20 protein-coding genes are annotated in these 25,909 nt (G+C 59.4%); 6 read left to right on the top strand and 14 right to left on the bottom strand.

The genetic code is table 11. The features are described 5' to 3' along the window. Positions 1–91: 91 nt before the first annotated feature. The 5 genes from ACTG2W_RS01890 to mocA form a co-directional block, all read right to left on the bottom strand. A complete protein-coding gene (locus ACTG2W_RS01890; protein WP_219899348.1) occupies positions 92–2,989 on the bottom strand; it encodes a molybdopterin-dependent oxidoreductase Mo/Fe-S-binding subunit in 2,898 nt (965 codons plus the stop codon). Then, positions 2,986–3,762, bottom strand: a complete 777-nt coding sequence (gene ygfM / locus ACTG2W_RS01885; protein WP_440016012.1) for a molybdopterin-dependent oxidoreductase FAD-binding subunit — start codon at positions 3,760–3,762, stop codon at positions 2,986–2,988. Before ygfM ends, ACTG2W_RS01890 begins: the two co-directional genes overlap by 4 nt. 80 nt (positions 3,763–3,842) lie before the next feature. Then, entirely contained in the window at positions 3,843–5,171 is a 1,329-nt protein-coding gene (gene ssnA, locus ACTG2W_RS01880) for a putative aminohydrolase SsnA (RefSeq protein ID WP_440016011.1), read from the bottom strand. A 30-nt stretch (positions 5,172–5,201) separates the two neighbouring features. Beyond that, the gene (ygfK, locus tag ACTG2W_RS01875) at positions 5,202–8,312 is read right to left on the bottom strand and encodes a putative selenate reductase subunit YgfK (protein ID WP_440016010.1); all 3,111 of its coding nucleotides are present in this window, start codon (positions 8,310–8,312) and stop codon (positions 5,202–5,204) included. Positions 8,313–8,631: 319 nt separating this feature from the next. After that, positions 8,632–9,279 carry a molybdenum cofactor cytidylyltransferase gene (mocA, locus tag ACTG2W_RS01870; protein WP_440016009.1) on the bottom strand — a complete coding sequence of 216 codons (648 nt, stop codon included), beginning with the start codon at positions 9,277–9,279 and terminating at the stop codon, positions 8,632–8,634. Position 9,280: 1 nt separating this feature from the next. Between mocA and yqeC the strand changes: the two genes are divergently transcribed. Together yqeC and yqeB are read left to right on the top strand one after the other, a co-directional pair. Next, positions 9,281–10,129, top strand: coding sequence for a selenium cofactor biosynthesis protein YqeC (gene yqeC, locus ACTG2W_RS01865; protein ID WP_106843652.1), 849 nt, complete (start codon positions 9,281–9,283; stop codon positions 10,127–10,129). Positions 10,130–10,156: 27 nt separating this feature from the next. After that, positions 10,157–11,749 (top strand): selenium-dependent molybdenum cofactor biosynthesis protein YqeB, encoded by a 1,593-nt coding sequence (yqeB, locus tag ACTG2W_RS01860; protein WP_106843651.1) that lies wholly within the window; start codon positions 10,157–10,159, stop codon positions 11,747–11,749. A gap of 71 nt (positions 11,750–11,820) precedes the next feature. On the opposite strand, the gene ACTG2W_RS01855 is transcribed toward yqeB, so the two are convergent. From ACTG2W_RS01855 to ygeW, 6 genes are all read right to left on the bottom strand, one after another. After that, positions 11,821–12,744 carry a DMT family transporter gene (locus tag ACTG2W_RS01855; protein ID WP_106843650.1) on the bottom strand — a complete coding sequence of 308 codons (924 nt, stop codon included), beginning with the start codon at positions 12,742–12,744 and terminating at the stop codon, positions 11,821–11,823. A 171-nt stretch (positions 12,745–12,915) separates the two neighbouring features. Next, positions 12,916–13,848, bottom strand: coding sequence for a carbamate kinase (gene arcC, locus ACTG2W_RS01850; protein ID WP_106843649.1), 933 nt, complete (start codon positions 13,846–13,848; stop codon positions 12,916–12,918). Between the two features lie 95 nt (positions 13,849–13,943). Then, the gene (gene hydA / locus ACTG2W_RS01845) at positions 13,944–15,368 is read right to left on the bottom strand and encodes a dihydropyrimidinase (protein ID WP_440016008.1); all 1,425 of its coding nucleotides are present in this window, start codon (positions 15,366–15,368) and stop codon (positions 13,944–13,946) included. Between the two features lie 114 nt (positions 15,369–15,482). Further along, positions 15,483–16,700, bottom strand: a complete 1,218-nt coding sequence (locus tag ACTG2W_RS01840; RefSeq protein ID WP_274161435.1) for a YgeY family selenium metabolism-linked hydrolase — start codon at positions 16,698–16,700, stop codon at positions 15,483–15,485. A 125-nt stretch (positions 16,701–16,825) separates the two neighbouring features. After that, positions 16,826–18,025, bottom strand: coding sequence for a diaminopropionate ammonia-lyase (gene dpaL, locus ACTG2W_RS01835; protein ID WP_216962945.1), 1,200 nt, complete (start codon positions 18,023–18,025; stop codon positions 16,826–16,828). Between the two features lie 137 nt (positions 18,026–18,162). Next, on the bottom strand, positions 18,163–19,350 hold the full coding sequence (gene ygeW / locus ACTG2W_RS01830; protein WP_139426915.1) for a knotted carbamoyltransferase YgeW: 1,188 nt from the start codon (positions 19,348–19,350) through the stop codon (positions 18,163–18,165). Between the two features lie 602 nt (positions 19,351–19,952). Here ygeW and ACTG2W_RS01825 point away from each other — a divergent pair. Further along, the gene (locus ACTG2W_RS01825) at positions 19,953–20,546 is read left to right on the top strand and encodes a hypothetical protein (RefSeq protein ID WP_106843647.1); all 594 of its coding nucleotides are present in this window, start codon (positions 19,953–19,955) and stop codon (positions 20,544–20,546) included. A gap of 41 nt (positions 20,547–20,587) precedes the next feature. Here the strand turns inward: ACTG2W_RS01825 and ACTG2W_RS01820 are convergent, their stop codons facing one another. Continuing rightward, entirely contained in the window at positions 20,588–21,592 is a 1,005-nt protein-coding gene (locus tag ACTG2W_RS01820; protein WP_106843646.1) for a Wadjet anti-phage system protein JetD domain-containing protein, read from the bottom strand. A gap of 211 nt (positions 21,593–21,803) precedes the next feature. Here ACTG2W_RS01820 and ACTG2W_RS01815 point away from each other — a divergent pair, with 211 nt between their 5' ends. From ACTG2W_RS01815 to ACTG2W_RS01805, 3 genes are all read left to right on the top strand, one after another. After that, complete coding sequence (locus ACTG2W_RS01815; protein ID WP_274161438.1) at positions 21,804–23,045, top strand: lipase family alpha/beta hydrolase; 1,242 nt, start codon at positions 21,804–21,806, stop codon at positions 23,043–23,045. 481 nt (positions 23,046–23,526) lie between these two features. Next, positions 23,527–23,730, top strand: coding sequence for a hypothetical protein (locus tag ACTG2W_RS01810; RefSeq protein WP_110303762.1), 204 nt, complete (start codon positions 23,527–23,529; stop codon positions 23,728–23,730). A 298-nt stretch (positions 23,731–24,028) separates the two neighbouring features. Next, positions 24,029–24,655 carry a heme-binding beta-barrel domain-containing protein gene (locus ACTG2W_RS01805; RefSeq protein ID WP_274161527.1) on the top strand — a complete coding sequence of 209 codons (627 nt, stop codon included), beginning with the start codon at positions 24,029–24,031 and terminating at the stop codon, positions 24,653–24,655. Between the two features lie 36 nt (positions 24,656–24,691). Here ACTG2W_RS01805 and ACTG2W_RS01800 read toward each other — a convergent pair whose 3' ends face one another. Together ACTG2W_RS01800 and ACTG2W_RS01795 are read right to left on the bottom strand one after the other, a co-directional pair. After that, a complete protein-coding gene (locus tag ACTG2W_RS01800) occupies positions 24,692–25,219 on the bottom strand; it encodes a DUF6979 family protein (protein WP_230599627.1) in 528 nt (175 codons plus the stop codon). Positions 25,220–25,377: 158 nt separating this feature from the next. Beyond that, complete coding sequence (locus tag ACTG2W_RS01795; RefSeq protein ID WP_274161526.1) at positions 25,378–25,764, bottom strand: septal ring lytic transglycosylase RlpA family protein; 387 nt, start codon at positions 25,762–25,764, stop codon at positions 25,378–25,380. Positions 25,765–25,909 lie beyond the last annotated feature (145 nt).

Here is a 25,909-nt window from a genome sequence, read left to right as displayed (position 1 = left end):
TTTGTCCCATCACACAGAATGGAGGCGGAGTACTCATTCCGCCGTCAGGCGCTGGGGGCGAGCTTGCGCCCGCCCCTCACCTTTTCTTTTGTTATGCCGACACGTTTTGCTCCAGCTTGCCCAGTTCGCGCAGGATCTGCTCCGGCGTGAAGTGCCACTTGCGCAGCCAGACACCGCAGGCGTCGTGGATGGCGGTGGCGATGGCGGGCGCGGCGCCGTTCACCCCAATCTCCGAGATGGACTTGGCGCCGTAAGGGCCGACCTTGTCATCACTCGGTACCAGGAAAGCCCGGAAGTCGCGGGGAATATCGCCAATCTTGGGCGCGCCATAGCTCTTCAGATCCCGGGTCAGCGGGATGCCCTTGCTGTCGTAGCAGATCTCCTCGCTCATGGTGTGGCCGATGGCCCGCATGGTCGCCCCGTAGATCTGGCCGAGGGCCAGCTCCGGGTTGATGGGGGTACCACAGTCGAGCAGAGCGTAGAACTTGTCGAGCCGGATCTCGCCGGTTCTGACGTTGACCGCCACCTCGGCGAAGTTGGCCCCATACGGGAAGGCAAGCTCCGAGGTGATGTAGCTGGCGATGCCCACCAGAATGCCGAAGCCGGTACCGGTCTCCGCCTTGTGGGCCAGCTTGGCGAGGCTCACCTCCCCCTGCTTGCCGCGCACCACGCCCGGGAACGCCAGCTCAACATCTTCTACCGGCTCGCCCAGCATGGCGGCGCCGTGGAACAGGATCTTCGCCTTGAGGTTCTCGGCCGCCATCTTGGCCGCGTTGCCGGAGAAGCAGGTACCGGACGAGGCATAGGCCCCCTTGTCGAACAGGGCGTGGTCGGTGTCGCCAGAGATCACATGCACATCGCTGAGCGGGCAACCGAGCACCTCGGCGGTCAGCTTGGCGACCACGGTATCGAGGCCGGTGCCGATATCGGCGCCACCGGAGTGGACGATAAAGGTGCCGTCCGATTCCAGCTTGACCATGCAGTTGGCCTGATCGATATCGGGGATCCCCGATTTTTGCATGATGATGGCGACGCCACGACCGATGCGCCAATCCCCGTCAGCGGGTTTGGGGCTATCCCAGGCAATCAGTTCGCGACCCTGTTTGAGGATAGGCTCGAGGGCGCAGCTGGCCGCATGGGGCACAGAAGTCGGCATCTTGCCCTCGCCGATGGCACCGAGCACCTTGAGGATATCCCCTTCGTGCACCCGGTTGTGCTCCACCATGTCGAGCTGATCGATGCCCAGTTTCTCGGCCAGCTCGGCAATGGCCATGGTCAGGGCGAAGTTGCCCTTGGGCGCGCCATAACCCTGATAGGCGCCGGTCGGGCAGATGTTGCTGTAGTAGGTGTTGACGGTAAAGCGCACGTTGTCGCACGGATAGAGCGGCAGGGAGAGCGCCGGGCCGTTGCTTGGCACCGTCAATGAGTGGTTGCCGTAAGGGCCGGTGTTGGCACGAAAATCCATGTCGATGGCGGTGATGGTGCCATCTTTCTTGGCCCCCACTTTCACCTTCACCTTGGCCACGTGGCGGGAGGTGTTGCTGATGAACTCCTCTTCACGGGTGTAGCGGAAGGTGACCGGACGGCCGGTGACCTTGGTCGCCCAGGCGCACACCTCTTCCAGCAGGATGTCCTGCTTGGAGCCAAAACCGCCCCCTACCCGCTCCTTGATCACGTGCACCTGATGTTGCTTGAGGCCGACGATCCGCGCCACCTGACGGCGTACGTGCCACGGCACCTGAGTAGAGGCGTGAATGACCAGACGCTCCCCATCCATGTAGGTGAAGCAGATGTGCGGCTCGGTCGGGCACTGCTGGGCCTGAGTCGATTCGTAGGTGCGCTCGACTATCTCGTCCGCCTCGGCAAAGCCTTTTGCCACATCGCCGATCTGGCCATGGACGCTGGCGGCCAGGTTCTCGTGCGGGCGAGAGCCGATGGGGAAATTGATGATCATGTGCTCGTCGCCGCGACGCACCGAGCAGGCGTTCTGCTGCTCGAGATCCGCAGGCGCACCGGCCATGTAGACAATGGGTTCATCGTGGACCAGGGGTGCATTGGGGGCCATCGCCTCATCGATATTCATGACCGCTGACAGCACCTGATACTCGACCTCGATGAGTTTGAGGGCCGCCAATGCGATGGCTTCGCTCTCGGCCACCACGGCGGCGACCCTGTCACCTACGTGGCGCACCTTGCGGCTGAACATACGGCGATCGAGCGGTGACGGCTCGGGGGCACTCTGGCCACCCGGGGTGTAAAACACATCCGGGCAGTTGAGGTGGGTGATGACGTGCACGACGCCCGGCAGCGCTTCGGCACGACTCACGTCGAGTTTGGTGATCACCGCATGGGGATGGGGGCTGCGCAGCATCTTGATGATCAGTGCATCCTCGGTAACCCGATCCTCCACGTAGCAGGGCTTGGCCTGCACCATCTTGGCGGCGTCCACTTTCGGACAGCTCTTGCCGATATGGCGCAGATCGTCGCGAAACTCGGGGGCAATCTGGCACAGGTAATCGGGATCCTTCATCCGTGAACAGGCAAGCTCGATGGCCTGATAAAACTGCTGATAACCGCCATCGCGGTGAAACAGGCCCGAGAGGGCATCGTCGATTTGATCACGGGTGGGCTCGGGGTGGCGATCAAGCAGGTCGGTGACGATGAGCGCGGCGGCCGGATCGTTGTAGCCGGATTGCACCACGCCCACATCCACCATTGCCTGCTGCACCAGACTGAGCTGGTTCCAGCTGCCCAGCGACTCGGCGGTGCGCACTTCTGATCCATCCAGCTGGGCGGCGATCAGCAGGGAGGCGTTGATCACCTTGCCGTTGAAGAGAATGGCGTCGGAGCCGGCGAAGCCGAAGCCGTCGTCGCTGTTGCGCACCGAGTGCATCCGGCACTGGTTGAACAGCACCCGCTGGGCATTGTCACCGGCCTTGCAGATGACGGTGCGCAGGGCACCGTTCAGGGTAAAGTTGAGTTCCATCATGCTTGCACCTCCTGCTGCTGGCAATCCACCAGCAGATCCGCCACTACCACGCCGGTGATATACCGCTTGTAACTTATGCTGCCCGCCAGATCTTCACGGGGCGCAATCAGCTCGCTTACGGCGGCCTCCAGCGCGGCATCGTGCAGTTCGCGGCGCTCCAGATCACGCAGGCGCATCGGCTGCGGCGTAACGCCAGCGACGGCCACCCGCATCTCGCCAATGCTGTCGAGGGCCACGGCGGCAGTCATCACCGCCAAGCCATCGGCGTTGCGGCTGATGCGGCGAGTCGCGCAGCGCAGCGCAGGCTCAGGCAGTACAATCCCCAGCACCAGGGCATTGCGCTGCCCCGCCAGATAGGCGTCGATGGGTTGCAGCAGGTTGTTCTCCAGCACCACTACGGCTTCAAGCACCAGCAGTACCGGCAGCAAGGGGGAGTCCTGCTGCTGGCAGGCAAGTTCGCCGCCGATGGTGGCTTGATTACGCAGATGGCGGGAGTAGACAAACCCCAGCGCCTCGCACAGGGCGGCCGGAGTACGGGGATCATCTTTCAGGGTCTGCAGGGTGACGGTAGCGCCGATATGGAGCTGGCCGTGCTGCTGCTCAATCTGGTTCAGTCCCAGCTTGTCCAGTGAGATAGCGACCTTCTTGTCGGTGCGAGTCGGAGCGGCGTTAAGCTTGCTGCCGCCTCCCATGTAGACGGCGTCGTTGCCGAAACTGGCCTTGAGTTCCAAAGCCTGACCCAGTTGCTCGGGTCGGAAGAATTGCTCAATCATGTGTCGTCCTTACTCTTGCAGCCCGCCGCCGGGGAGATCCACAGGGCGGGCAATCCGGTCCAAAACTGTGGAAGGTGGCCTCAGGCCAGCTGATCCATCCGTTGCCACAGGCGGCTCGCCACCTTGCTGGCCTGCTCGTAAATGGGCGCGACATCGAACGGGAACTCGCGGTCCTGATAGACCATGCGCCCCTCCACCATCACGCTGTTGACGCTGTTCGATCCCATACCAAAGGCGAAATGGCCACCGAGGTTGCGCGGCGCCAGCGGGGTCGGTGCATCGTAGTCGCAAATGGTGAGGTCGGCCTTGTAGCCCGGCTCCAGGCGGCCAAATTTGGCGCCGAAGTTGCGCTCCAGCAATGTGTTGCCGTTCCACAGGAAGCGGGCAAAGCTGTCGGGCCACAGCGCGCCACCGGCATCCTTGTGCTTGAAGTAGGCGAACTTGAGCTCTTCGAGCATGTCGGAGCCGATGCCATCGGTGCCGAGCGCCAGATTGCGATACTCCGGCAGGTGCATGTTGTAGCCCACGTGGTTGTTCATGTTGGAGCGGGCGTTGTGCACCAGAAAGGCATCGCGGCTGTTGAGCAGCTCAATGTCGGCCGGGCTCAGGTAGATGCCGTGGGCGATCAGGCTCTTGCTGTCGACAAGGCCAAACTCGTCCAACCGGGCGATGGGCTCCTTGCCATAGTGGTGGTGTCCGTGGGCCATGTCGTAGCGGTCTTCCGCCACATGGATATGCAGCCCGCGACCGGTGACCTGCACCGCTTCGCGCAGCATGGCCAGCCCCTCGTCGGGGACGGTGAAGGGGGCGTGGGCGCCAATATGGGCCTCCACCAGATAGGGTTCGTTCCCCTTGGCTTTGGCCGCATCGATCTGTTGAGCGAACAGGATGTTCTCCTCCACCCCGGCCTGCAGCTCGGCGAGGCCGCCGTTGCGATCCGTGGTCTCGAAGCAGGTCATGCCGCGCAGACCCGCCTCCATAAACCCTTTGCGCAGCACATTCAGGGAGCCCTTGATGAAGTTGGGCGAGGCGTGGTGGTCGATCACCGCGCTGCAACCGCTCTTGATCGCCTCCAGCGAGCAGATGAGGCCGCTGTAGTAGAGGGACTCCTCATCGAGCGCCCGATCGAGCCGCCACCAGAGGTTTTTCAGGGTGGAGATAAAATCCGGGCAGGGGGCGATATTGGCCATGATCCCCCGCGACAGGCCGGAGTAGAAGTGGTTATGGGCACAGACGATGCCCGGCATCACCAGCTTGCCGCCCATCTCCCGATAGTTGGCCTCCGGGTAGAGGGCCCGCAGATTGGGCCCCACCGCTTTGATAAGGGTGCCTTCGATGGCGATATCCACCCCTTCCAGCACCCGAGTCGGCTCCAGCTGGACGGCGGTGACGTTTTTCAGAATAAACATGGTGTGCTCCTTCGCTTATTCGTTGTTCGTTCAGGCCTCGACGGCCCCCAGCAGGTAGTGGTGATGAGCGTGGACATGGCTGATGATGCGGCACATGTCGCCAAGGGCCGCTGGCGCATCCTTGATCCGGCTCTGGGCGTCTATGGTCAGGCGATAGGTCTCGCCATCCTGACGCACCCGCAGCTCACCGCCATCCGCCAGATAGAAACCGGGGTTGCGGCTGTTGTCGAAGTCCTCGGGCAGGCTGAAGATGGTGACCTTGTCCTGGTAGGGCTTGCCCTGCCACGGGCAGAACTGGGCGCAGTTGCCACATTCGTTGCAGTAGGCATCCAGGTGCAGGGTCTGGAACTGGTCTTTGAAGCCCGGTACCGCGATGGCGATGTTGGCCCGGTTGGGGCAGACATCCACGCACTTGCTGCAGAGGTAGTTGCACTCGAGGCAGCGGTGAGCCTCTTGCGCCACGAAGGCATCCCGCTCGCTCTTGTCGACCAGGGTGACAGCGATGCTTCCCTTGCGGCGATAGATCTCATCCTTGCCCGACGGCTGGATGGCCACTTCACTCTGCTGACTGGCGATATGCTCGCGGGCCAGCACCAGATCCGCGGCGCGGCGGGCGCCACCGATGGCACCGACGATGGAGGACGGGCCGCTCTGTACGTCACCGATCAGGAAGACGTTGCGACGGCTGGTTTCGCCGGTCTGGCCATCCACCTCGGGCCAGCCATCGTTGCCAAGAGGAATCCCCATCGCTTTGAGCACCTCGCAGTCAGGCTGCTCGCCGATGGCGGTGATCAGGGCATCCATCTGCATCACTTCGGTCTGCTCGGTAGGCACCGGACGGCGGCGGCCCTGCTCGTCAGGATCCCCCAGCGCCATCATCCGCACAGTGAGCTTGCCATCTTTGTCAAAGCGCTCCGGATTGGTGAGGAAGCAAAAACGCACCCCATCCTCCACCGCTTCCAGATACTCCTCGCGATAGGCGGGCATCTCTTTTTCGCTGCGACGGTAGATCACGGTCACATCGCTGACACCGGGTACCTTGAGGGCGGCGCGGGCGCAGTCCATGGCGGTGTTACCGGCGCCGATCACCGCCACATGGCGGCCCAGCGGCAGCGGTTTGCCCTGATTGAAGCTGCGCAGGAAGTGGAAGGATTTGTAAATCCGCTCGTGACCCCCCTCGAGGCGCATACCGCCATTCTTGTCGGCGCCGATGCCGACGAAGACATAGATAAAGCCCTGGGCGTGCAGCTTGTCGACGGTGAGCGCCGGATCGCAACCAAACTCGAACTTGACCCCGTGGGCGGCGACAAAGTCGATGTCATGCTGGATAAGTTCGGCCGGAATGCGGAACTCAGGGATGATGTGCTTGACCACGCCACCGGCATCCGCTTCGCGCTCGAACACGGTGACCGGATGGCCGGCGCGGGCCAGAAAGTAACCGGCGGAGAGACCGGCCGGACCTGCACCAATGACCGCAACCGGGTGCTTGTCACCACTGCCTGCCGGTTTGTGCCAGCGGGCCTTGTACCCTTCCCAGCCGCGCTCCAGCGCCACCTTTTTCAGCTCACGGATATTGAGCGCGCTGTCGTAGTCGAGGCGGGTGCAGTTGTACTGGCACTGGTGATCGCAGATATGGCCGGTGATGGCGGGCAAGGCGTTGCGCTGATAAATCAGCTCAAGGGCCGCGACATACTCCCCCTCGCCCATCAGGCGAATGTACTCGGGGATATCCTGATGCACGGCGCAGGCGGTGACGCAGGGCGCTACGTAGCAGTCGGTCAGCGGCAGGCCGCCACCCACTTCAATGCGATCGTCGGACTTCCACTCCTTCTGGGTGTAATCCATGGTGAGGGCCTTGGCGGCAAGCGCTTCCAGCTTGGCCACATCCACCTGACTCATGCCCCAGCTGTCAGAAGCGTCGATCTCTTTGAGACACTCAATCTGGCGCAGGTAGCCACCCGGTTTGAGCAGGTCGGTGGCCATGGTGATGGGACGAATGCCGGTCTCAAAGATCTCGGCGATGTTGAACTTGCTGGCACCACCCGAGTAAGAGATGGGCAGCTTGCCATCGAAGGCGCGGGACAGCACGGCGGCCACGTTGATGGAGAGCGGGAACAGCGCACGGCCGGACATATACATCTCATCCCCCGGCAGCGCCCCTTTGCGGTTGATGGTGCCGAGAGTGTTGGTGAGCTTGACCCCGAAGGTGAGCCCCTTCTCGGCCCCCAGCGCCATCAAGCGGGTCAACATCGCCTTGGCCTGATCCAGCTTGAGGTCGTGATCGAACGACGCTTCGCTCAGACCAATGTAATCAAAGCCGCAGGTATCGAGGATCTCGCGCACCCGCGGATAGCCCAGCAGGGTCGGGTTGAGTTTGACGAAGGTGTTGAGCCCCTTCTCTTCCAGCATGTAGCGGCAGATGGCCTCAATTTCGTTCGGCGGGCAACCGTGCATGGTGGAGAGGGTGACGCCGTGCACCAGCTCGGCCGGGATGCGCTCCACCAGCTGTTGCAGGCGATCGCGCCGCGTCCCCAGTCCCAGCTCGGCGATAAACTGCTCGTCGGCCACCAGCTCGCGCAGCACCTGCTGGTACTCGGTAAATTTCGGACTTTGGCTTGCATCCATCAGGCTGTGGATGAACTGCTGCATCGGTGGCTGTTTGATGCCATCGAGGTTGTAACCCACGCTCATGTTGAAGATAAAGGACTTGGCCTCTCCGTCGAGACGGGGGTCAAACACCTCCTCCAGCAGGTAGAGGGCAAACCAGGCTTTCAGATACTCGTCAAATGCCTTGGGCAGGGTGAACTCGGTGGACCACTCGGTATTGAAGCACTCATCCTCGGCATCGATACAGGGCTTTTCCAGTTCGAGACGGTCCAGGATCTGCACCGTCTTGAGCTCGATAAAGCGCCCGCCAGTCAGCCAGGAGGTGACGATGTTCTGGGCCAACTGGGTATGGGGGCCGGCTGCCGGGCCAATGGGGGTCTCGCAGGTTTCACCGAACACCTTGATCTTGCGCTCGTCCTGCTTGCGATAAAATTGTGCGGCGGGAATACCGAAAATGCTCTGACTCTCTTTATATTCCGCGAAAATACGGGTCAGCAGGTTCTTGAACGGAACGGGTCGCATAATATCGCCCATGGCTATCTCCTTGCAGCTGTTCTGCGCATTGGCAGCATGAATAAATGGGGTATCCCGCACGGGTGTTCCCCCTTGGCAAGGAGAAGAGCAACAATCAGGCCACTACAGTTACAAAACTATTTTTTACGGTAAAAGCGTGAGACAGCTCCAATTAATGGAGAGAATTTACGATGCCACCATTATGGGTATTGCGAGTAGTTATCAATCACTCTGGAATTTACTTAATGAACAGTTCAAAAAGAACTCGCTCTATCAGATTAAGTGCGAGGAATATCACTTTGATACGCCATTTATCTCCCCGTTATCTTTTTAAACAGGGTTATTTCGTGGGCTCGCTCTCATTTTCAAGAATGCCACCCAGCAGCGCCTGATAGCGCTCCGGGGTATCCACATCAAACAGGATGGCGGGGCTGTCGACGGGTACCATACGGTGCGGATGCCCGTGCAACCAGCGCCGTACCGACGACTGCACCGGGGCCGCTGCCAACTCGCGGGCAAGGGATTTTGGCAGCAACACCGGATGGCCCGCCTCCCCCAGCCAGGTGGGAAAGAGTGTCTCACAGCCCCGTGCCTGCCAGAGCTGTTGATAGACATCGCGAGGGATACAGGGGAGATCCCCGTGGCTGATAAAGAGATAGTCAGCATCGCTGGCCGCCAGGGCGCAGCGGATGGAGCTGCCCAGCCCCTGCCGATAGTCGGGATTGTGGACGACAACAATATACGGCCGTGATCCGTAGCGCGTTTGAAGCTCCTCGCCACGATGGCCCACCACCAGAATAACCCGCTGACAAAAAGCCAGGGCATTTTTGAGACTTGCATCAAGCATTGTCCCCTGGCAATAAGGTAGCATCATTTTCCAAGTACCCATTCGGGAAGATAAACCCGCCGCCGTTATTATACAGTCACACTGCACTTGTTCCTGGCAACGTTGTTTCCCACTCCCTTCGATATGTATTTTGGTCGTCATTATGTCGCACCCACACGCTGTTGCTGTCGCATTTCCAGATATAGATCCGCTATTAAACCCGCTCACCAAAAATATTGATAGCCATACTACCTTAATTAGCCTCTGCGGTGCCGGTGGAAAAACCAGCACCCTGTTCTGGCTGGCGGAATATTTTTATCAACAGGGTAAAAGGGTGCTAATTACCACCACCACCCGGATGTTTCTGCCTGCCCCGTCACACTATCGGGAATTGATCCTGGAAGCCGATCCCGTCCGCCAGCTGACCCGCTGTCAGCAACTGCCCGATGAGCCGACTCTGGTCGCCCTGTTCAGCCATATCGATCAGGCCAGCGGCAAGGTGGCGGGCCCCACACCCCAGCAGATTGATCTCATCAAGGGGCAGCAGCGCTTCGATCTCATCCTGGTCGAAGCGGATGGCGCCCATCACAAGTTATTGAAAGTGCCAGCTTTGCACGAACCTTGCATTCCCCAGAGCAGTGATTGGGTGATCGCCCTGACAGGCGGCGCCATGGTGGGTGCCAAGGCCGACCCGCAGCAGATCCATCGCTGGGCAGAGCTTCAGGCCCTGTGCGGGATAGAGGTCGGTGACCCCCTCGACTGGGCCCTGTTTCACCAACTGCTCTCCCACCCCGAGGGGCTGTTCAAAGGCACCCCGGCCAGGGCGCGCCGGATCTGGTTTATCAATGGGGATTATCAAAATGAGGCGTCGTGGCTGGCTGAATTGATAAAGCTGCATAGCCGCCACCCCGAGCTCCATGCCATCTGGCAGGGGGCGGTTCACGAACCACAGCCCATTCGCCTCGCACTCGGTTACTTCGCTCAGGATGAGGCACAGCCGCCTCGCCCATGATGGTTTAAGGATAAGAAGAGGTACCTTATGAATCTGTTTGCACACGCAGCCCGACTGGAACAGGAGAACACTCCCTTTGCCATGGCCCAGATCATCGAGAGCCGGGGCTCCACCCCGCGCCATCAGGCCCAGATGCTGGTGATGGCCGATGGCCGGATCCTCGGCACCATAGGCGGCGGCATGATCGAGCGGCTGGTGATCGAGGAAGCGATGGCCGCCATTGCCGAGCGCAAGCCGCGCATCTTCCACGGCCGGATGGCGCGCAACGGCGAACATGCGGTCGGGTCGGACTGTGGTGGCGCCATGTCGGTCTATATCGATGTCTATGGCCTGCGCCCCCGTCTGGTATTGATCGGCGCCGGTCACGTCAACCGGGCGCTGGCCCATGCCGCCTCGCCGCTGGGTTTTGATATCCATGTGGGCGACTGCTTTGAAGGGAGCCTCAACCCCGATCACTTCCCCGCCGGCACCCATCTCAAACAGGCCGATACCATCAGCGCGGTGATCGAGGCGCTGGCCATCGAGCCCGCCAACTTCGTCATCATCGCCACCAACCATCAGGACAAGGAGGCGCTGGAGCGGCTCATCAACCGCCCCCTCGCCTATCTGGGGCTGCTCGCTAGCAAGCGCAAGGTACAGACCTTCACCCAGGCCCTGCGCCAACAAGGGGTGAATCAGGAGCAGTTGCAGCGGCTGCACGCCCCCATCGGCTACAACATAGGTGCCGAGACCCCCGAGGAGATCGCCATCAGCATTCTCGCCGAGCTGCTGCAGGTGAAAAACGGCAAATCGGGTGGGCTGATGCAGGATGACGTGCGCCTCAAGCGGGATCAGCTGGTGGTGATGCGCGGCTCCGGCGATATCGCTACCGGCGTGGCGCTGCGCCTGCACAATGCCGGCTTCAAGGTGGTGATGCTGGATCTCGACAAACCCACGGTGATCCGCCGCACCGTCGCCTTCGCGCAAGGGATGTTTGATGGTGAAACCAGCGTCGAGGGTGTGAGCGCCAAGCGGGTCGAGAGCGTCGAGCAGGCGTTCGAGCAGCTGGATCGGGGCATCATTCCGCTGCTGGTTGACCCCGACTGCGCCACCCTCACCGAGCTCAAGCCCCGCTATCTAGTGGATGCCATCCTCGCCAAGCAGAACCTCGGCACCCACAAGGAGATGGCCCCCATCACGGTGGCCCTCGGCCCGGGATTTGAGGCGGGACGCGACTGCGATGCGGTGATCGAAACCAACCGCGGTCACCATCTGGGGCGGGTCATCTATCAGGGCCCCGCCCAGCCCAATACCGGCATTCCCGGGGTGATCGAGGGGCACTCCGCCCGCCGGGTGGTGCGCGCCCCCGCCCCCGGGGTGATGAAGAGCCTTATCAAGCTCGGCGATCTGGTGCAGGAGGGAGATGTGATTGCCCACGTGGGGGATGCCCCCATTATCGCGCCGCTCTCCGGCATGGTGCGGGGGCTGCTCAGCGATGGCATCGAAGTGCCGGTCGGCTTCAAGATTGGTGATATCGACCCGCGCGGCGAGCGCGCAGATGCCACCACCGTCTCTGACAAGGCCCGCGCCATCGGCGGCGCCGTGCTGGAAGCCATGATGCATCTGGCCCAGCGCAGATAAGAGAGTGTTATTAAAACCAGAAGGGCCCGCCATGATGGCGGGCCCTTTTTATCTCTTCGCTGGCAATCGGCTCAGCCGTGCTTGATACGGGTCTCCCCCGCCACCGACACCACGGAACGCTTGCCCTTGCGGCTGATGATGAGAAGCGCAAGCACGATAAGGGCGATGCCGCTCCCTTCCACTGGCCCCGGGTTTTCCCCGAGCAGCCACCAGGAGAGCAGCACACCGGTCACCGGCACCGCCAGGGTGCTGAGGCTGGCAATCCCCGCAGGCAGCTTTTTCAGCACAAACAGCCAGAGACTCCAGGCGATGGCGGTGGCGAAGATGGCGCTATAGGCCAGCGCCCCCATCACGTAGGGCTGCCAGTCGATGGGGCGCTCCGGCACCAGCGCCGCCACCAGCGCCATCACTATGGTGGCGTAGATCATCTGCCAGGTGGTGAGGGACATCAGATCCACCCCGGGATGGCGGGCATACATCCGCTTGGCGATGATGGCGCTGATCCCCCAGCAGATGCCGGAGAGGATTGCCAAGAGGGCACTCTTGAGGGATTCAAGATGCAGCAACCAGGGCTGGATCACCAACAGCAGGCCGCAGGCCGCCACCCCGACAGCCAGATAGTGCAGCTTGCGCATCCGCTCGCCGAGAAAGAGCGCCGCGAAGATCACCACCCAGAACGGCATGGTGTAACTCAAAATGGCCACCTTGCCCGCCCCGCCGCTGATCAGGGCCCACTGGGCCAGCCCCACCATGCCGCAGGTCTGGAACAGGGCGATGGCCAGGGTATAACGAAACGGGGTAGGTTTGAGGTAACGGCGGCCACGCAAGGCCAGCACCAGCAACAACACCAATGAACCGCACAGGCAGCGCAGGGCGGTGAACTCGAAGGCTCCCGCGAAGAGCATCACCTGCTTCATCACGATCCAGCTGTAACTCCAGATGGCGGTGAGCAGAACAAGCCCCCCCAGCGCCGCCATATTGATCTTTCCGCTCATTTGCTTGTTACTCACCTCTTGTCACTCATTGCGCCGGGTCTGCTCTCGGCGTCTTGCCCGCGCTTGAAGGCGGCCATCTTACGCCTCCCATCCTCTGCTGACCATGGCCGCCCCGAAATGAACAAGGGGGCCGACGGCCCCCGCAATCACACTCAACCCGAGCTGGAACGCCTAGCGGCTGATAAGGGTTCCCGTCTTGCCGGCAATGCCCTCGGCCGCCTTCTCCAGCAGGGTGATGAGGGATTTGCGCCCCGGCAAGGAGGTGGCGAACGAGAGCGCCGCCTCCACCTTGGGCAACATGGATCCTTTGGCAAACTGCCCCTGGGCGATAAAGCTGTTGGCATCGGCGACGCTCAGCTGATCGAGCCACTGCACATCGGGCTTGCCGAAGTTGATGGCAACCTTCTCCACCGCGGTGAGGATGATCAGCATGTCGGCGTCGATAAGCTCCGCCAGCTTGGCACTGGCCCAATCCTTGTCGATCACCGCACTGGCACCGCGCAGGTGATTGCCCTCCCGCAGCACCGGAATGCCGCCGCCACCGACGGTAATCACCACCTGACCGGCAGCCAGCATGGCAGAGACAGTCTCCTTCTCGATGATGTCGACGGGTTTGGGGGATGCCACTACCCGACGATAGCCGCGACCGGCATCCTCTTTGAGCCGCTCGCCCTTGGCCATCAATGCCTCGGCCTCCTCCTTGCTGAAGAAGCCGCCGATGGGCTTGCTCGGGTCAAGGAAGGCGGGATCGTTTTTATCCACCTCCACCTGGGTCACCAGAGTGGCGACCGGCTTGTGGATGCCGCGCTCCAGCAGGGCTTCGCGCAGGGCGTTTTGCAGGTCATAACCGATATAACCCTGACTCAGGGCCACGCAGACCGACATGGGCAGATGGGGCGCCTTGGAGTCATGACGGGCCGCCACCTCGAACGCCTGCTGGATCATCCCCACCTGCGGGCCGTTGCCGTGGGTCACCACCACCTCATGCCCCTGGGCGATCAGGTCGGCAATGGTGCCCGCCGTGCTCTGCACCGCCTTCATCTGCTCGGGCAGGTTGTTGCCCAGCGCATTGCCACCAAGGGCCAGTACGATTCTCTGTTTCATCTTGTTATCTCCAGTGATGGGACAAGCCGGCGCGATACCGGCCCACCTTTCGTTGTTCACATAACCTTGCTGCTCTGCGTGTTTCGAACGGATTGTCAGCCTGCAGCCGCGGGGCAAGGCGAGTGCAGATCCGGCGCCAACGCCGGATCAAAGGGCGCTCTGGCCAGAAAGCGGCCATGACCACGCTGCCCCAGAAACTCGCCATCGCGAGCGACTATCTCGCCACGGCTCAGGGTCAGCCTGATCCGGCCGGGGCAATGCATCCCCTCGTAGGGGCTGTAGTCGCCGTTGTCGTGCAACTGTTGATGGGAAATCAGGGTGTCACCACAGGGATCCATGATCACCAGATCGGCGTCAGATCCCGGTTGCAAGTTGCCCTTGCGCGGCCAGAGGCCAAACAGGCGCGCCGGGTTGGCGCTGGTGAGGGCCACGAAGCGGGACGGCGAGATGCGCCCGCCCAATACCCCGTGGGCAAAGAGCAGCAGCATCCGGTTTTCGACCCCGGGCAAGCCGTTGGGGCAGCGGCTGAAATCGCCCCCCGAGAGGGTCATGCGCTGGGCGTGGGAGAAATTGCAGTGATCGGTCGCCACCGTATCGATGTCACCCGCAGCGATGCCGACCCACAGCTTGTCCTGCTCGCGGCGCGAGCGCAGCGGCGGGCTGAGCAGATAGTCGACACCGTTCTCCTTGTAATAACACTGCTCATCAAGCAGCAGATATTGCGGACAGGTCTCCACCCAGACTGGCTGGCCCTGACGGCGCGCCAGTTTCAGATACTCCAGCCCCAAGCCGTTGGAGAGGTGGACGATATAGAGCGGCGCATTGCCCGCGAGCCCCGCCAGATTGATCATCCGGGCGATCGCCTCCGCCTCGCACTCCAGCGGACGGCTTTGCGGGTGATACCAGGGCTCATGATGGCCGGCGGCCAATAGGGCCGCCCGGCGCGCCGCGATGGCGGCATCATTCTCGGGATGGACGGTGGCAAGCGCCCCCACCTCTTTGAGGCGGGCCAGGGCGCGCAGCACGTCATGGTCCCCCAGCTTGTACTGGTAGGTGAGATAGAGCTTGAAGCTGCTGATCCCCTCCTCCTGCACCATGGCGGCCATCTCGTGGAGGATGGCGTCATCCACATGCTGGATCACGCCGTGAAAGCTGTAGTCGATCACCGCCTGATCGGCGGCGTAATCGTGATAGCGGGCCAGCTGGTGATGCAGATTGCACCCCGCCGGGCCAAATCCCATGTGGTCGATGATGGTGGTGGTGCCACCACAGGCGGCGGCACGGGTACCGCTGAAGAAGTCATCGCAACTGCGGGCAATCCCGACATCGATGTTGAAGTGGGTGTGGACATCGATGCCACCCGGCATCACATAGCAGCCGCTGGCATCGATCACCCCGGTTTCGCCATCGGGCTGGATATCGGCGGCGCGGGCGCGGATCACCCCGTGCTCGATCAGCAGATCCTGACGATATTCACCCTGTGCATCGACCAGCACACCGTTTTTGATCAGCCGTTTCATTCCCACCACCTCGAACATCACTTCAAACAGCAAAGCCCCGCCTCAACACAGACGGGGCACTTGCCACACTTGCGACAGCCGGGCGGCGATGGCAGCCACCACCCGGCAGACCCCTTACTTGTCCAGCTCGGCCAGATAGAGCATGGGGATCACGGCGTACATGGCAGCGCACTTGACCAGATGCTCTTTCCAGGTCTTCTCGTTCGGTGCGTGGGCCTCCGGCTCTTTACCCGGGCCAAAACCGATGACCGGAATACCGTGACGGCCCATGATGGAGACCCCGTTGGTCGAGAAGGTCCACTTGTCCACCACCGGCTCCTTGTTGAACAGCTCGCGATAAGCCTTTGAGAGGGTTTTGACGGTGATGTGATCCTCTTCCACCTTCCAGGTCGGGAAGTAGCACTCGGTCGGGTAGACCAGACCGGTATAGGCCGGACGATCGTACTGATACATGGAGACCTCGGCACCGGCGGCTTGCACCGCTGGCAGGGCGCGGATCTCGTCGAGCGCCCCTTGCCAGGTCTCGCCCCAAGTCAGACGACGGTCGATGGAGATGGCGCAGCTGTCCGCCACGGCGCAGCGGCTTGGCGAAGTGAAGAAGATCTCGGAGACGGTCAGGGTGCCCTTGCCGAGGAAGTCATCGTTGCCAAGGTTTTGGCTCAGCTCCTGCAATTCACCGAGGATCGGGCCCATCTTGAAGATGGCGTTATCACCGCGCTCCGGCGCGGAGCCGTGGCAGCTCACCCCCTGCACTTCCACACGGATCTCCATGCGGCCGCGTTGGCCACGGTAGATCTGGCAGTCGGTAGGCTCGGTACTGACCACAAACTCGGGGCGGATCTTGCTCTGCTCGATGATGTACTGCCAGCAGAGACCGTCGCAGTCCTCCTCCTGCACGGTACCGGTCACCAGCAGGGTGTACTGATCTTCCAACCCCAGATCCTTGATGATCTTGCCCGCGTAGACCATGGAGGCCATGCCGCCTTCTTGGTCAGATGCACCGCGGCCACCGATGATCTCGTGATCTTCCATCCCCTCATAGGGGTCGAAGGTCCAGTTGGCGCGGTTGCCGACCCCCACGGTATCGATGTGGGCATCCATGGCGATCAGGTGCGGGCCGTGGCCGATATAGCCCAGCACGTTACCCATGGGGTCGATCTCGACCTTGTCAAAACCAACCTTCTCCATCTCCTGCTTGATGCGCAGCACGACGCGCTCTTCATCGCAGCTCTCGCTCGGGATGGCGATCATGTCGCGCAGGAACTGACTCATCTCGGCCTTGTACTGGTAGGCCTTCTCCAACACCATTTCAAACGGAATTTGCTTGCTCATTGTGATTCTCCATAACAACTGAGAGTGCGCGGCCTGTTCGTCGGCAGCGCCCTGTGCCCGTTACCGCACCCCATTGGCGAGGCGCGATCAATGCTTCAATTCGTGTCTCTGCTCTGGCGGGAGAGTTAGTCGCAGGCAGGATGCTTGCCTTCCCACACCACTTCCCGGTAGTGCTTCACATCGGTGTCCCCTTCGGTGTTGATGATCAGCACGACCGAGTTGCTATCCAGCCCGAGACGCGCCATCAGCGCCGCGCAATCCGGGTGGTGACGCACTGCCGCCAGCACGCCTGTACCGACCGAGCCGGATTCGCCGGAGATGATGCGGGGGTCATTGCCAAGAGGGTTGCCGAGCACTCTCATCCCCAGCGCCGACACCTTGTCGTGGCAGGAGATAAACTGGGTGGTGCAGCTTCTGAGCAATGGCCAACCGAGGGGATTGGGTTCGCCGCAGGCAAGACCGGCCATGATGGTGCGCATATCGCCCCCCACGTTGACCATCTCCCCCGCCACGCCGGAGCGGTAGATGCAGTCGGCCTGATCCGGCTCGACCACGATACTGTGCAGGTTTTTCGCCCCGAAGCAGTCCACCAGATAACCGAGCACCCCGCCCGCCAGCGCCCCGACCCCGGCCTGCAGCAGCACATGGGTCGGCTGCTTGATGCCCATATCCTGCATCTGCTCGACCGCTTCGTCGGCCAGAGTGGAGTAACCCTGCATGATCCAGGTCGGGATCTTGGTGTAACCCTCCCAGGCGGTGTCCTGCACTATGTGCCAGCCGCGCTCTTCGGCCATCTTCATGGTCAGGCGCACGGTGTCGTCATAGTTCATGTCGGTGACGATGCACTCGGCACCGAGGTTGAGGATGTGGTCAACCCGCTCCTGGGCGGAGCCCTTGGGCATGTAGACCACCGCATGCTGACCCACCTGTTTGGCGGCCCAGGCAACGCCGCGACCGTGGTTGCCATCTGTGGTGGTGGCGAAGGTCATCGGCTCCTTGATGGTGCGTTTGATGAGATCGAAGGAGAAATCCTCGATGGCCACCCCGTATTTCTCACAGAGCAGGTTGGCGATGGCATAAACGCCACCCAGCATCTTGAAGGCATTGAGGCCAAAGCGCTTTGACTCGTCCTTGACCAATATATTTTTCACCCCGATATAGGCGGCCAGATCTTTCAGGTCGCACAAGGGGGTCGGCTCATAACCGGCCAGTTTTTTATGAAAAGCGCGAGCCTTTTGTGCTTCGGCGCGAGAAAACAGCGGAGATGGCTCGGCGGTAAAAAAGCGGTTATCGGCAATATCCATCTTCAAAGAAAATTGGGACATGCTTACCTCACTAGGCGTTACCTGACAAAGAGCTGCCTCGCCGAGAGATCCGTTATTCAGATACCACGGGGAGAAAACTCGAAATAATGGATTCGACAGCGTGGGCAGGATGAATATTCACCCTGCCCTGCCGTTATTTATTTCACCCGCTTTTGCGCCTCTTTAATCAGATTTTCCAGGGTTTCTGCCGGGGCGGAGAATTTACGGGCCATGATCATGGCGGCGATAATATAGGGCTTCCAGCTCGCCTCTTTGTAAGTGGCGATACGGTATTTCTCGAATACCCCTTCGGTTACTTCGCCCTCTTTGCAGGAGACACCGGAAATATCGGCGGGCAGGCAGTGCATATAGAGCGCTTCGCCCCCCTTGGTCAGCTTCATCATCTCCTCGGTGCAGTGCCAATCCTTGTGCTTGGCGTTCTGCTCCAAACAGTGTTTCTCCAGATCTTTGAGGCCAGCGTGGTCATTGGCACGCAGCAACTCGGTGCGCTGCTCCATTACCTTGTAGGGAGCCCAGGACTTGGGATAGACGATATCTGCATCCTTGAACGCCTCTTCCATGGAGGTGACCTGGCGGAAGCTGCCACCGGATGCCTTGGCATTCTCCTTGGCCACTTCGATCACGTCCGGGATCAGGTCATAGCCTTCCGGGTGGGCCAGGGTCACGTCCATCCCAAAACGGGTCATCAGGCCGATGATGCCCTGCGGCACGGAGAGCGGCTTGCCGTAGCTGGGGGAGTAAGCCCAGGTCATCGCAATCTTCTTGCCCTTGAGGTTTTCCAGGCTGCCGAAGTGCTCCTGCAACCAGGCGAGATCAGCCATGGACTGGGTCGGATGATCAATGTCGCACTGCAGGTTGACCAGCGCCGGACGCTGGGGCAGCACTCCCTTCTCGAACCCTTCATCCAGTGCGGCGCCCACTTCGCGCATATAGGCGTTACCGGCACCGAGGAACATGTCGTCACGGATGCCGATGGCATCGGCGCAGAAGGAGATCATATTGGCCGTTTCACGGACGGTTTCGCCATGGGCGATCTGGGATTTGCCCTCATCCAGATCCTGCTGGGCCAGACCGAGCAGGTTCAGGGCAGAGGCGTAAGAGAAGCGGGTTCGGGTGGAGTTATCGCGGAAAACCGAGATACCGAGCCCGCTGTTAAACAGTTTGGTGCAGATATTTTCGGCGCGCAGGGTCTTGAGTGATTCGGCCAGTTTCAATACCAGCTCCAGCTCCTGAGGGGTTTGCTCCCAGGTCAGCAGAAAATCTTTTTCATGCAGGTTGGATTTGAGTGCTCTGATCTCTTTGATTAATTCGTTAACTGCTTTCATCGTTCGCCCCAATCATTGGATGAGATATGGATAGCTCCCCTTTCACTCACGATGTCACCAGCATCCCGGTTGTGGGTGAGCGCGTCGGTTAGCGTCGATATGAGGCAATCAATAACCGTGCCAAACCAATAAAATGCAGGCAGATATTAATAAATGGCGAAAGTGTGTGATGCCACCCACAAAATCAGCGGCTATTTAAGCGGTTTATTCAATAAAAAGGTGAGCGGATCAGCCAAGCCATAAAATAGCCGAGTGATAATAATCAGAGGTGATATCTCGGCATCGGTGAGAATTATCATCAAAGGTCAGTTTCAAGGGCTGAAATGATATCACTGCGGCTGCCGTTATCATTATGATAATGCCGTACAGCACCTTTTCTCTTGATGGGATCTCTCCTGCGGTGACACTGCAGCCATCTTGCCTCCCCTGCACTCCCCACCGCATCGCCTGGCGCGAAGTGACATCGCTGGGCGAGGTTGGCCCGAAGTGCTAACGTGAATACGCCAGCTGCGCATCTGTATCGGATGCTCAGAAGAAGCCGACGTTCACGACCGCAACTGCGCGGATGAACCTGAATGACTTACATCTTTGAGGGATTATCTATGTCCAGGAATGCTGCTCTGCTCATCACCCTGACCCTGCTCGGGATCGCCCCTGCCCACGCCATCAGCGCCAAATATGCCGAGCAGCTGGAGCGCTCCGGCTGCACCCAGGTCACCGAGGCGCAGGGCTGTGACATTCACAAAACCAAAGCGGAAAATGCCAAGGCGGGATTTAGCGCGGCCGCCCCAGCCGCGGAGGGCGGTCTGAATCTCAGCTATGAGCAGAAGCTGGAGCGCTCGGGCTGCACTCAGGTGAGCGAGCTCAATGGCTGCGATATCAACAAAACCAAGGCTGAGAACGCAGCTGCCGGTGTTGGCAATGCTCCGGCCGCGGCAACCAGCGCCAGCCCCTATGCGGGCAACTGGATCGCCACCTTCCCCCAAACCGGCGCCACCGTGGCTAATATCCGCATCGATGGCAAGGATCAGGTGTGGGTCAACGACAAGAAGGTCAATGCCAAGAAATCCGATGGTGCGCTGGTGTTCAAGGATGGCATGGTCATCTACACCATTCAGGGGGATCGCCGCATCAAGGGTGAAGATGGCTGGGTCGATAATGATGCCGGCACCAAGGGGCCCATCAACGCCAAGTAAACAGCTGACCACAAAATGACGGGGAGCGCGGGCTCCCCGTTTCACACCTGATTGCCCATCGCTTCCAATGACCAGCTCCACCAGCGAGGCGCCAGAATCAATACCTCCTGCTCCAGCCAAGTCCCGTCTGTGATCAGTTTATCGAGCCAGGGAACGCCTGCCAACGCGCCATGACTATCGACCTGATCAGCCTGCTTAGTCACACGCCAGGGCACCTTGCCACTGTCCGTCGCAAAGGTGCGTACCGGACGGGCATAGTGATCCAGATAAGGTTGCAGCTCACAGGGAAGCCAGAGCATGGTCGGTCGATTTAGCTCGCGCGCCAGCTCGATGGCAATATCGATACCCCGTTGATCGAGATCGCCAAAATGGGCCCACTGCACGCCCGCAGGCAGCAGCGGGATCAGCTGTTTGGCCAGGGTGGTATTGCGACCGGGGGCAAAAAGCAGCAGTTGCCCGGGTTGCAGCGGGTAGTCGACAAAGGCCCCCTTGTTCTCCACCGTAATGACCCGCTCCCCTTGCCAACCGATGGCAGCCAGCATGCCCAGAGTCCGCTCCGGCAACGCCAACTCTCCCAACAACGCCATCATTGCAGTCATATCGTGCTGCTGACCCTGCAGATCGACCAGTGAGAGCGGTTCAAGGGTACGGATGCGGATCACCTCATCCTGCGTGAGCGACAATTCCGCAAGCAGTGGCGCGGCAAGGGATGCTGACCGCGGATGCTTGCTGTCCCCATGCCAGAGGGCATAAAAGCAGGCCTGATTGAGCCGTGCAGGCAAACTCACTCCCATTCGTTGCAGCTGCTCCCCCTTGTCCGGTTCGGGGGGCGCAGCCCGTGCCAGTTGTCCGGTCAGATAAGTCCGCCCCGCGTCGGTCAACGCATAATGAGCACCTCGGCCAACCGGCTTGATCCCGGCCACTGCCTGCAACAGATCCTTCAGCTCCCTACCATGCCGACTCTCAAGAGAGCAGCCCTTTCCGTTCTGGCTATCGAGCAACCGTGCACACAAATCCTGTACCCGCATCTCATCAAACAGCGACATCCTCACCTCTCCATGTGGCGTCATCTGACGAAGTAGAGGTGATTTTCCCTGTCATTACCGTGACCGGCTTCGCAAGCGGTTCTTATCAACCCCGCCATGCATGGCCCGTACTGGTAAACCCGCTACAAAGGGCGCAAGCTGGTTTGATATAGAGATACGCTGCGCTCTTCGCGGCACGACAACGCGACACCCGCTTTCACAAGGGCTTGCCATGACCGACGCCACAGACCCCTCGCCATCCTCTTCCTGGCATCTTTCGGATATCCGCGAGCTGGCGCACCTGCTGATTCTGGCGCTGCCCGCCGCGGTAGAGATCACCGAAGCGGTACATCAGGCGGTACTGAGCGGTATGGGGCTCAAGGGACGGGATGAGGGAAAAACAGCCGGGATCACCGGGCTGGTCTACAAGGGGGTACATGGCGGCGCCAACACCCTGGGCAGCGGCATCAACCATCTGCTCAGCCGCCTGCCAGCCACTCCGCCGCCCCACCAGATCCCCGAAACCCCGAAACGTGCGGCCCTGATCGCCACGCTCAACGGCGTGTTGGGGGACAAGCTGGTCGAACACCACAATGCTCTCGCCACCCCCATGACCCTGCGCTATCAGGGCAAGCCCCTCGATTGGCAGGCGATGCCAAAGGATCTACCCCGTGAGGGACGGGCGCTGCTGATGATCCATGGCCTCTGCATGAACGATCTGCAGTGGCAGACCGAGCATCAAGGCAAGCCGGTCAATCACGGAGAGCAACTTGCCAACGCGCTTGGCTATCAGCCTCTTTACCTGCGCTACAACTCGGGCCTGCCCATTGCACAAAACGGGCAGCAACTTGCCCTGTTGCTGGAGCAGCTGTTCGCCCACTGGCCGGGAGAGCTCAAAGAGATAACGATAATGGGCTACAGCATGGGCGGACTGGTTGCCCGCAGCGCCTGCCACCATGCCAGCCAGGCCGGGCTCACCTGGCCTGTGCACCTTGCCAATATGATCTTTATTGGCACGCCACACCACGGCGCGCCGCTCGAACACGCCGGTCACTGGCTGGAGCAGTTGCTGCCCGCCACCGCCTACAGCGAGCCCTTCGTCAGACTGGCGCGGCTGCGCAGTGCTGGCATCAAGGATCTGCGCCACGGCAAGGTGAGCGATACCGTTGCACGGCCGGATCCCGCCGTCCCCTCACAGGATCCTCGCTCGCCACTCCCCTTGCCCTGTGGCGTCAACTGCTATGCCATTGCCGCGACCACTGCCGCCAAGCGCAGCCTGCTGGCCGACCGGCTGATTGGCGATGGACTGGTGCCGCTACGCAGCGCCCTCGGTCAGCACAACGAAGCGCACCATCAGCTGGCTTTTCTTCCTGCCCATACCCTGATTGTCTATCGCACCAGCCATATGGCCCTGCTCGGCAACCCGCAGGTTGGCCAGCAACTGCTGCGCTGGCTCAGCCCCTTGCAGTTATAGCGAGCTGGCTATTAAAGCAACAGAATGCTGGTTCACAAAGGAGCCCTGTGGCACTCTGGGACGTCAAAGGGAAGACCCACACTGACACCTCATGTGTCCCCACTGCAAAGGAGCGCCACCGATGGCCAAAGCAAGCAAGAAAGAGATCAAGAAGAAGATCGCCGCTCGTCTTGAGAAAATTGCCAAGCATGAAGGCAAGATCAAGAAGCTGAAGAAGGCCTTGAAGTAGGGCCCATTGCATAAGAAAAACCGCCAATAGGCGGTTTTTTCATCCTCCTTTTCGCCCCTTTCCCATCGCTTTTGATACCAATGACCCTGATGTAAACGCCTCAAGCGCCCCTCAGCAGAACAACCCGACTGAAGCCACGCACGTTCTCATCACTGATATTTGGTCTAACAGCGCCAATCGGACGCCGCGCGCGCCCATGCCAGCAACTACCTTCAACGGAGTGTTTGATATGAGCCAGTAGTGGAGCGCCATATGTACTCTTACACCCTCACCTTCAAGGAAGATGTCGATCGCCTGACCGCCCCCGAGCAGGAGATCACCTTGCAGAGCCCCGCCCAGGCGGGGGATTTTATTATCCTCTCCGACGGCAGCCGCCATCAGGTGATGTTTGTCACCCACAGGGCCAACTACAGTAGCCTCTATCTCGATAAAGGGGTCAGGGTGCCGCAGAGTTAGTGGCTATCGCCTTCAATTGATGGGGCTGAGTGAAATATTCACGCTGTTGACATAATAATCATCGCATCATGTCAATGTTCCTTTATCTCTATCACGATGTATCTGAGGAAGCGCGATGAAAAAATACAACATTGTCTTATATCAAATTCAATTTATTTAGCCACGAAAAAGCAAATCATACCTCACAAAAATGAACCACCATCACTCAATATCATTGACCACATCCTTGGTCCGTTATAACAATTACTTTGCTGAACATATTTATTCGCAAGCCATTATTAGTGATGGAGTTATCACAATGAATAAAGTTATCTTACCCATAGCATTAATTACCTGTGCCACGCTCGCTCACGCAGAGTCCAGCACTATTATCAACGGTCTGGATTTTGGTCCATTAGCTCAGTTGGCTGGCACATGGAAAAGCACCGATGCTGGTGGTGTAGATGTAGCACCCGGCCAGGAGGGTAGCAAAGTTGGCAAAGGGGGGCCGGCAGTTGAACCCTTTTACGAAGTCATTACTTTTGAACCGGCTGCCGATGCTAAAAATGCCAGCGAACAATATCTGGTAGCCATGTATTACAAGCAGGAAGTATTCAGAAAAAGTGATAATGGAAAATTTCATGACCAACGCGGTTATCTGATTTATGACAAGACCAATCAGCTTGTTTACAACTCATACTGTATACCTCGTGCAGTCTGTGTGGTCACTGAAGGCAAAGCGGGTAACAAAATCGAGTTCAAGACGGGCAAGCGCGGTATTGCGGAAAGCAATTATATGACCATTAATGATTCCACCACGGATTTCTCGATGACTCTGGACTTCTCAGAGAAAGATCTCCTCAAATACGGTCAAACCACCAACCTGATGGTGTATGGCAAGCCATTCGCACACTCCGATAGTGCATCCCTGACCAGAACCAATTGATGTTTCATAGCCAAGGTATTCATTACCTTGGCTTTTTTATATTCGTCGATAGTCTATCCTGATGGCATCCCTATCCCACTCGGGATTGAGCACACCGGCATACCAGAGTGTCAGAATGACATCCATCTGATTGTTATGCTTCACAACCTTGCCGCTCTTACAGGCCGAGATCACCTCCAGCCATAACTGCTCGGGATTAATCGGTTTGGTAATATCCTTGTGTGACAATAAATCAATGGCAGCCAACACATATGCTCTGGTTTTGGTCGCAGCTACATAATGAACTGGCATGATGCAACTGATACAACCAAGACTGCAAAGAGTCAAAAAAGTTACCTTTGGATTATTTTTGAATTTTCCTGTACTGATATCACCACCAAATGCTTCAGCAATAGCCATATCCCAGGCGGTGGCATGCCCATAATTATTCTGCACCATCAGATGAACAGCTCTCAGCGCTGCACCACCATATTTACCATAAATAATCATCACTAATCCCTCCGTTTGCCCCATAGTAAGGCCGAACAGGCGAGATAAGCTAAAATAAATATCAATCACGATCATCGATTTTTTCCATTGATAACAAATCCATTTTTAGCTGAATTAAATATTGATCCATGTCAATGTTATATCTTTATCTACCGAAAGGCTGACTGGTCGATGTCAGCCTTCCAATATCATTCATCAACATCCATTTTCGTGTATAAACGGGTTCACCCAGCCTAGAGCACCTCTATTTTTACTTTGATAATCCCGTCGCGAATATTGCCGATGGCGCTAAAGGCAGATTTGGAGAGATCGATAATACGCCCTTTTTTAAAGGCGCCGCGGTCATTGACCTTGACCACTACGCTCTTGCCGTTGGCGAGGTTGGTGACCCGCACCATGGCGCCAAAGGGCAATTCCATATGGGCGGCGCTATTGAGGTTGTTGCGATAGATCTCGCCGCTGGCAGTCTTTTTGCCATGATAGCGGTCGGCATAATAGCTGGCGTAACCGGTCTCGCTATAGCCGCGCCAGCTGCCGCCGTGGCTCTCGTCATAACGGCTGCTACAGGCCGCCAGCAGCAGGCAAAGAGATAACAGCAGCCCTTTCTGGATATGTTGCACCTTTCCCCTCTCCTCTCTTCTTCTTTTCGCTATGCGCACTTTTTACTCTTCGATTCAACCGATAATGCTGGCGACACACTTGCAGGCGGGAGCCCTCACCTTGCCATAGCTCCAAGGCACTCACCATGTTACTCGCCTTGCTGTC

The organism is Aeromonas sp. 96A (genome assembly GCF_051919165.1).
Classification (GTDB): Bacteria; Pseudomonadota; Gammaproteobacteria; order Enterobacterales; family Aeromonadaceae; genus Aeromonas; species Aeromonas veronii.
The sequence above is the reverse complement of the archived record's forward strand: the minus strand, read 5'-3'. Positions and strand labels throughout refer to the sequence as shown.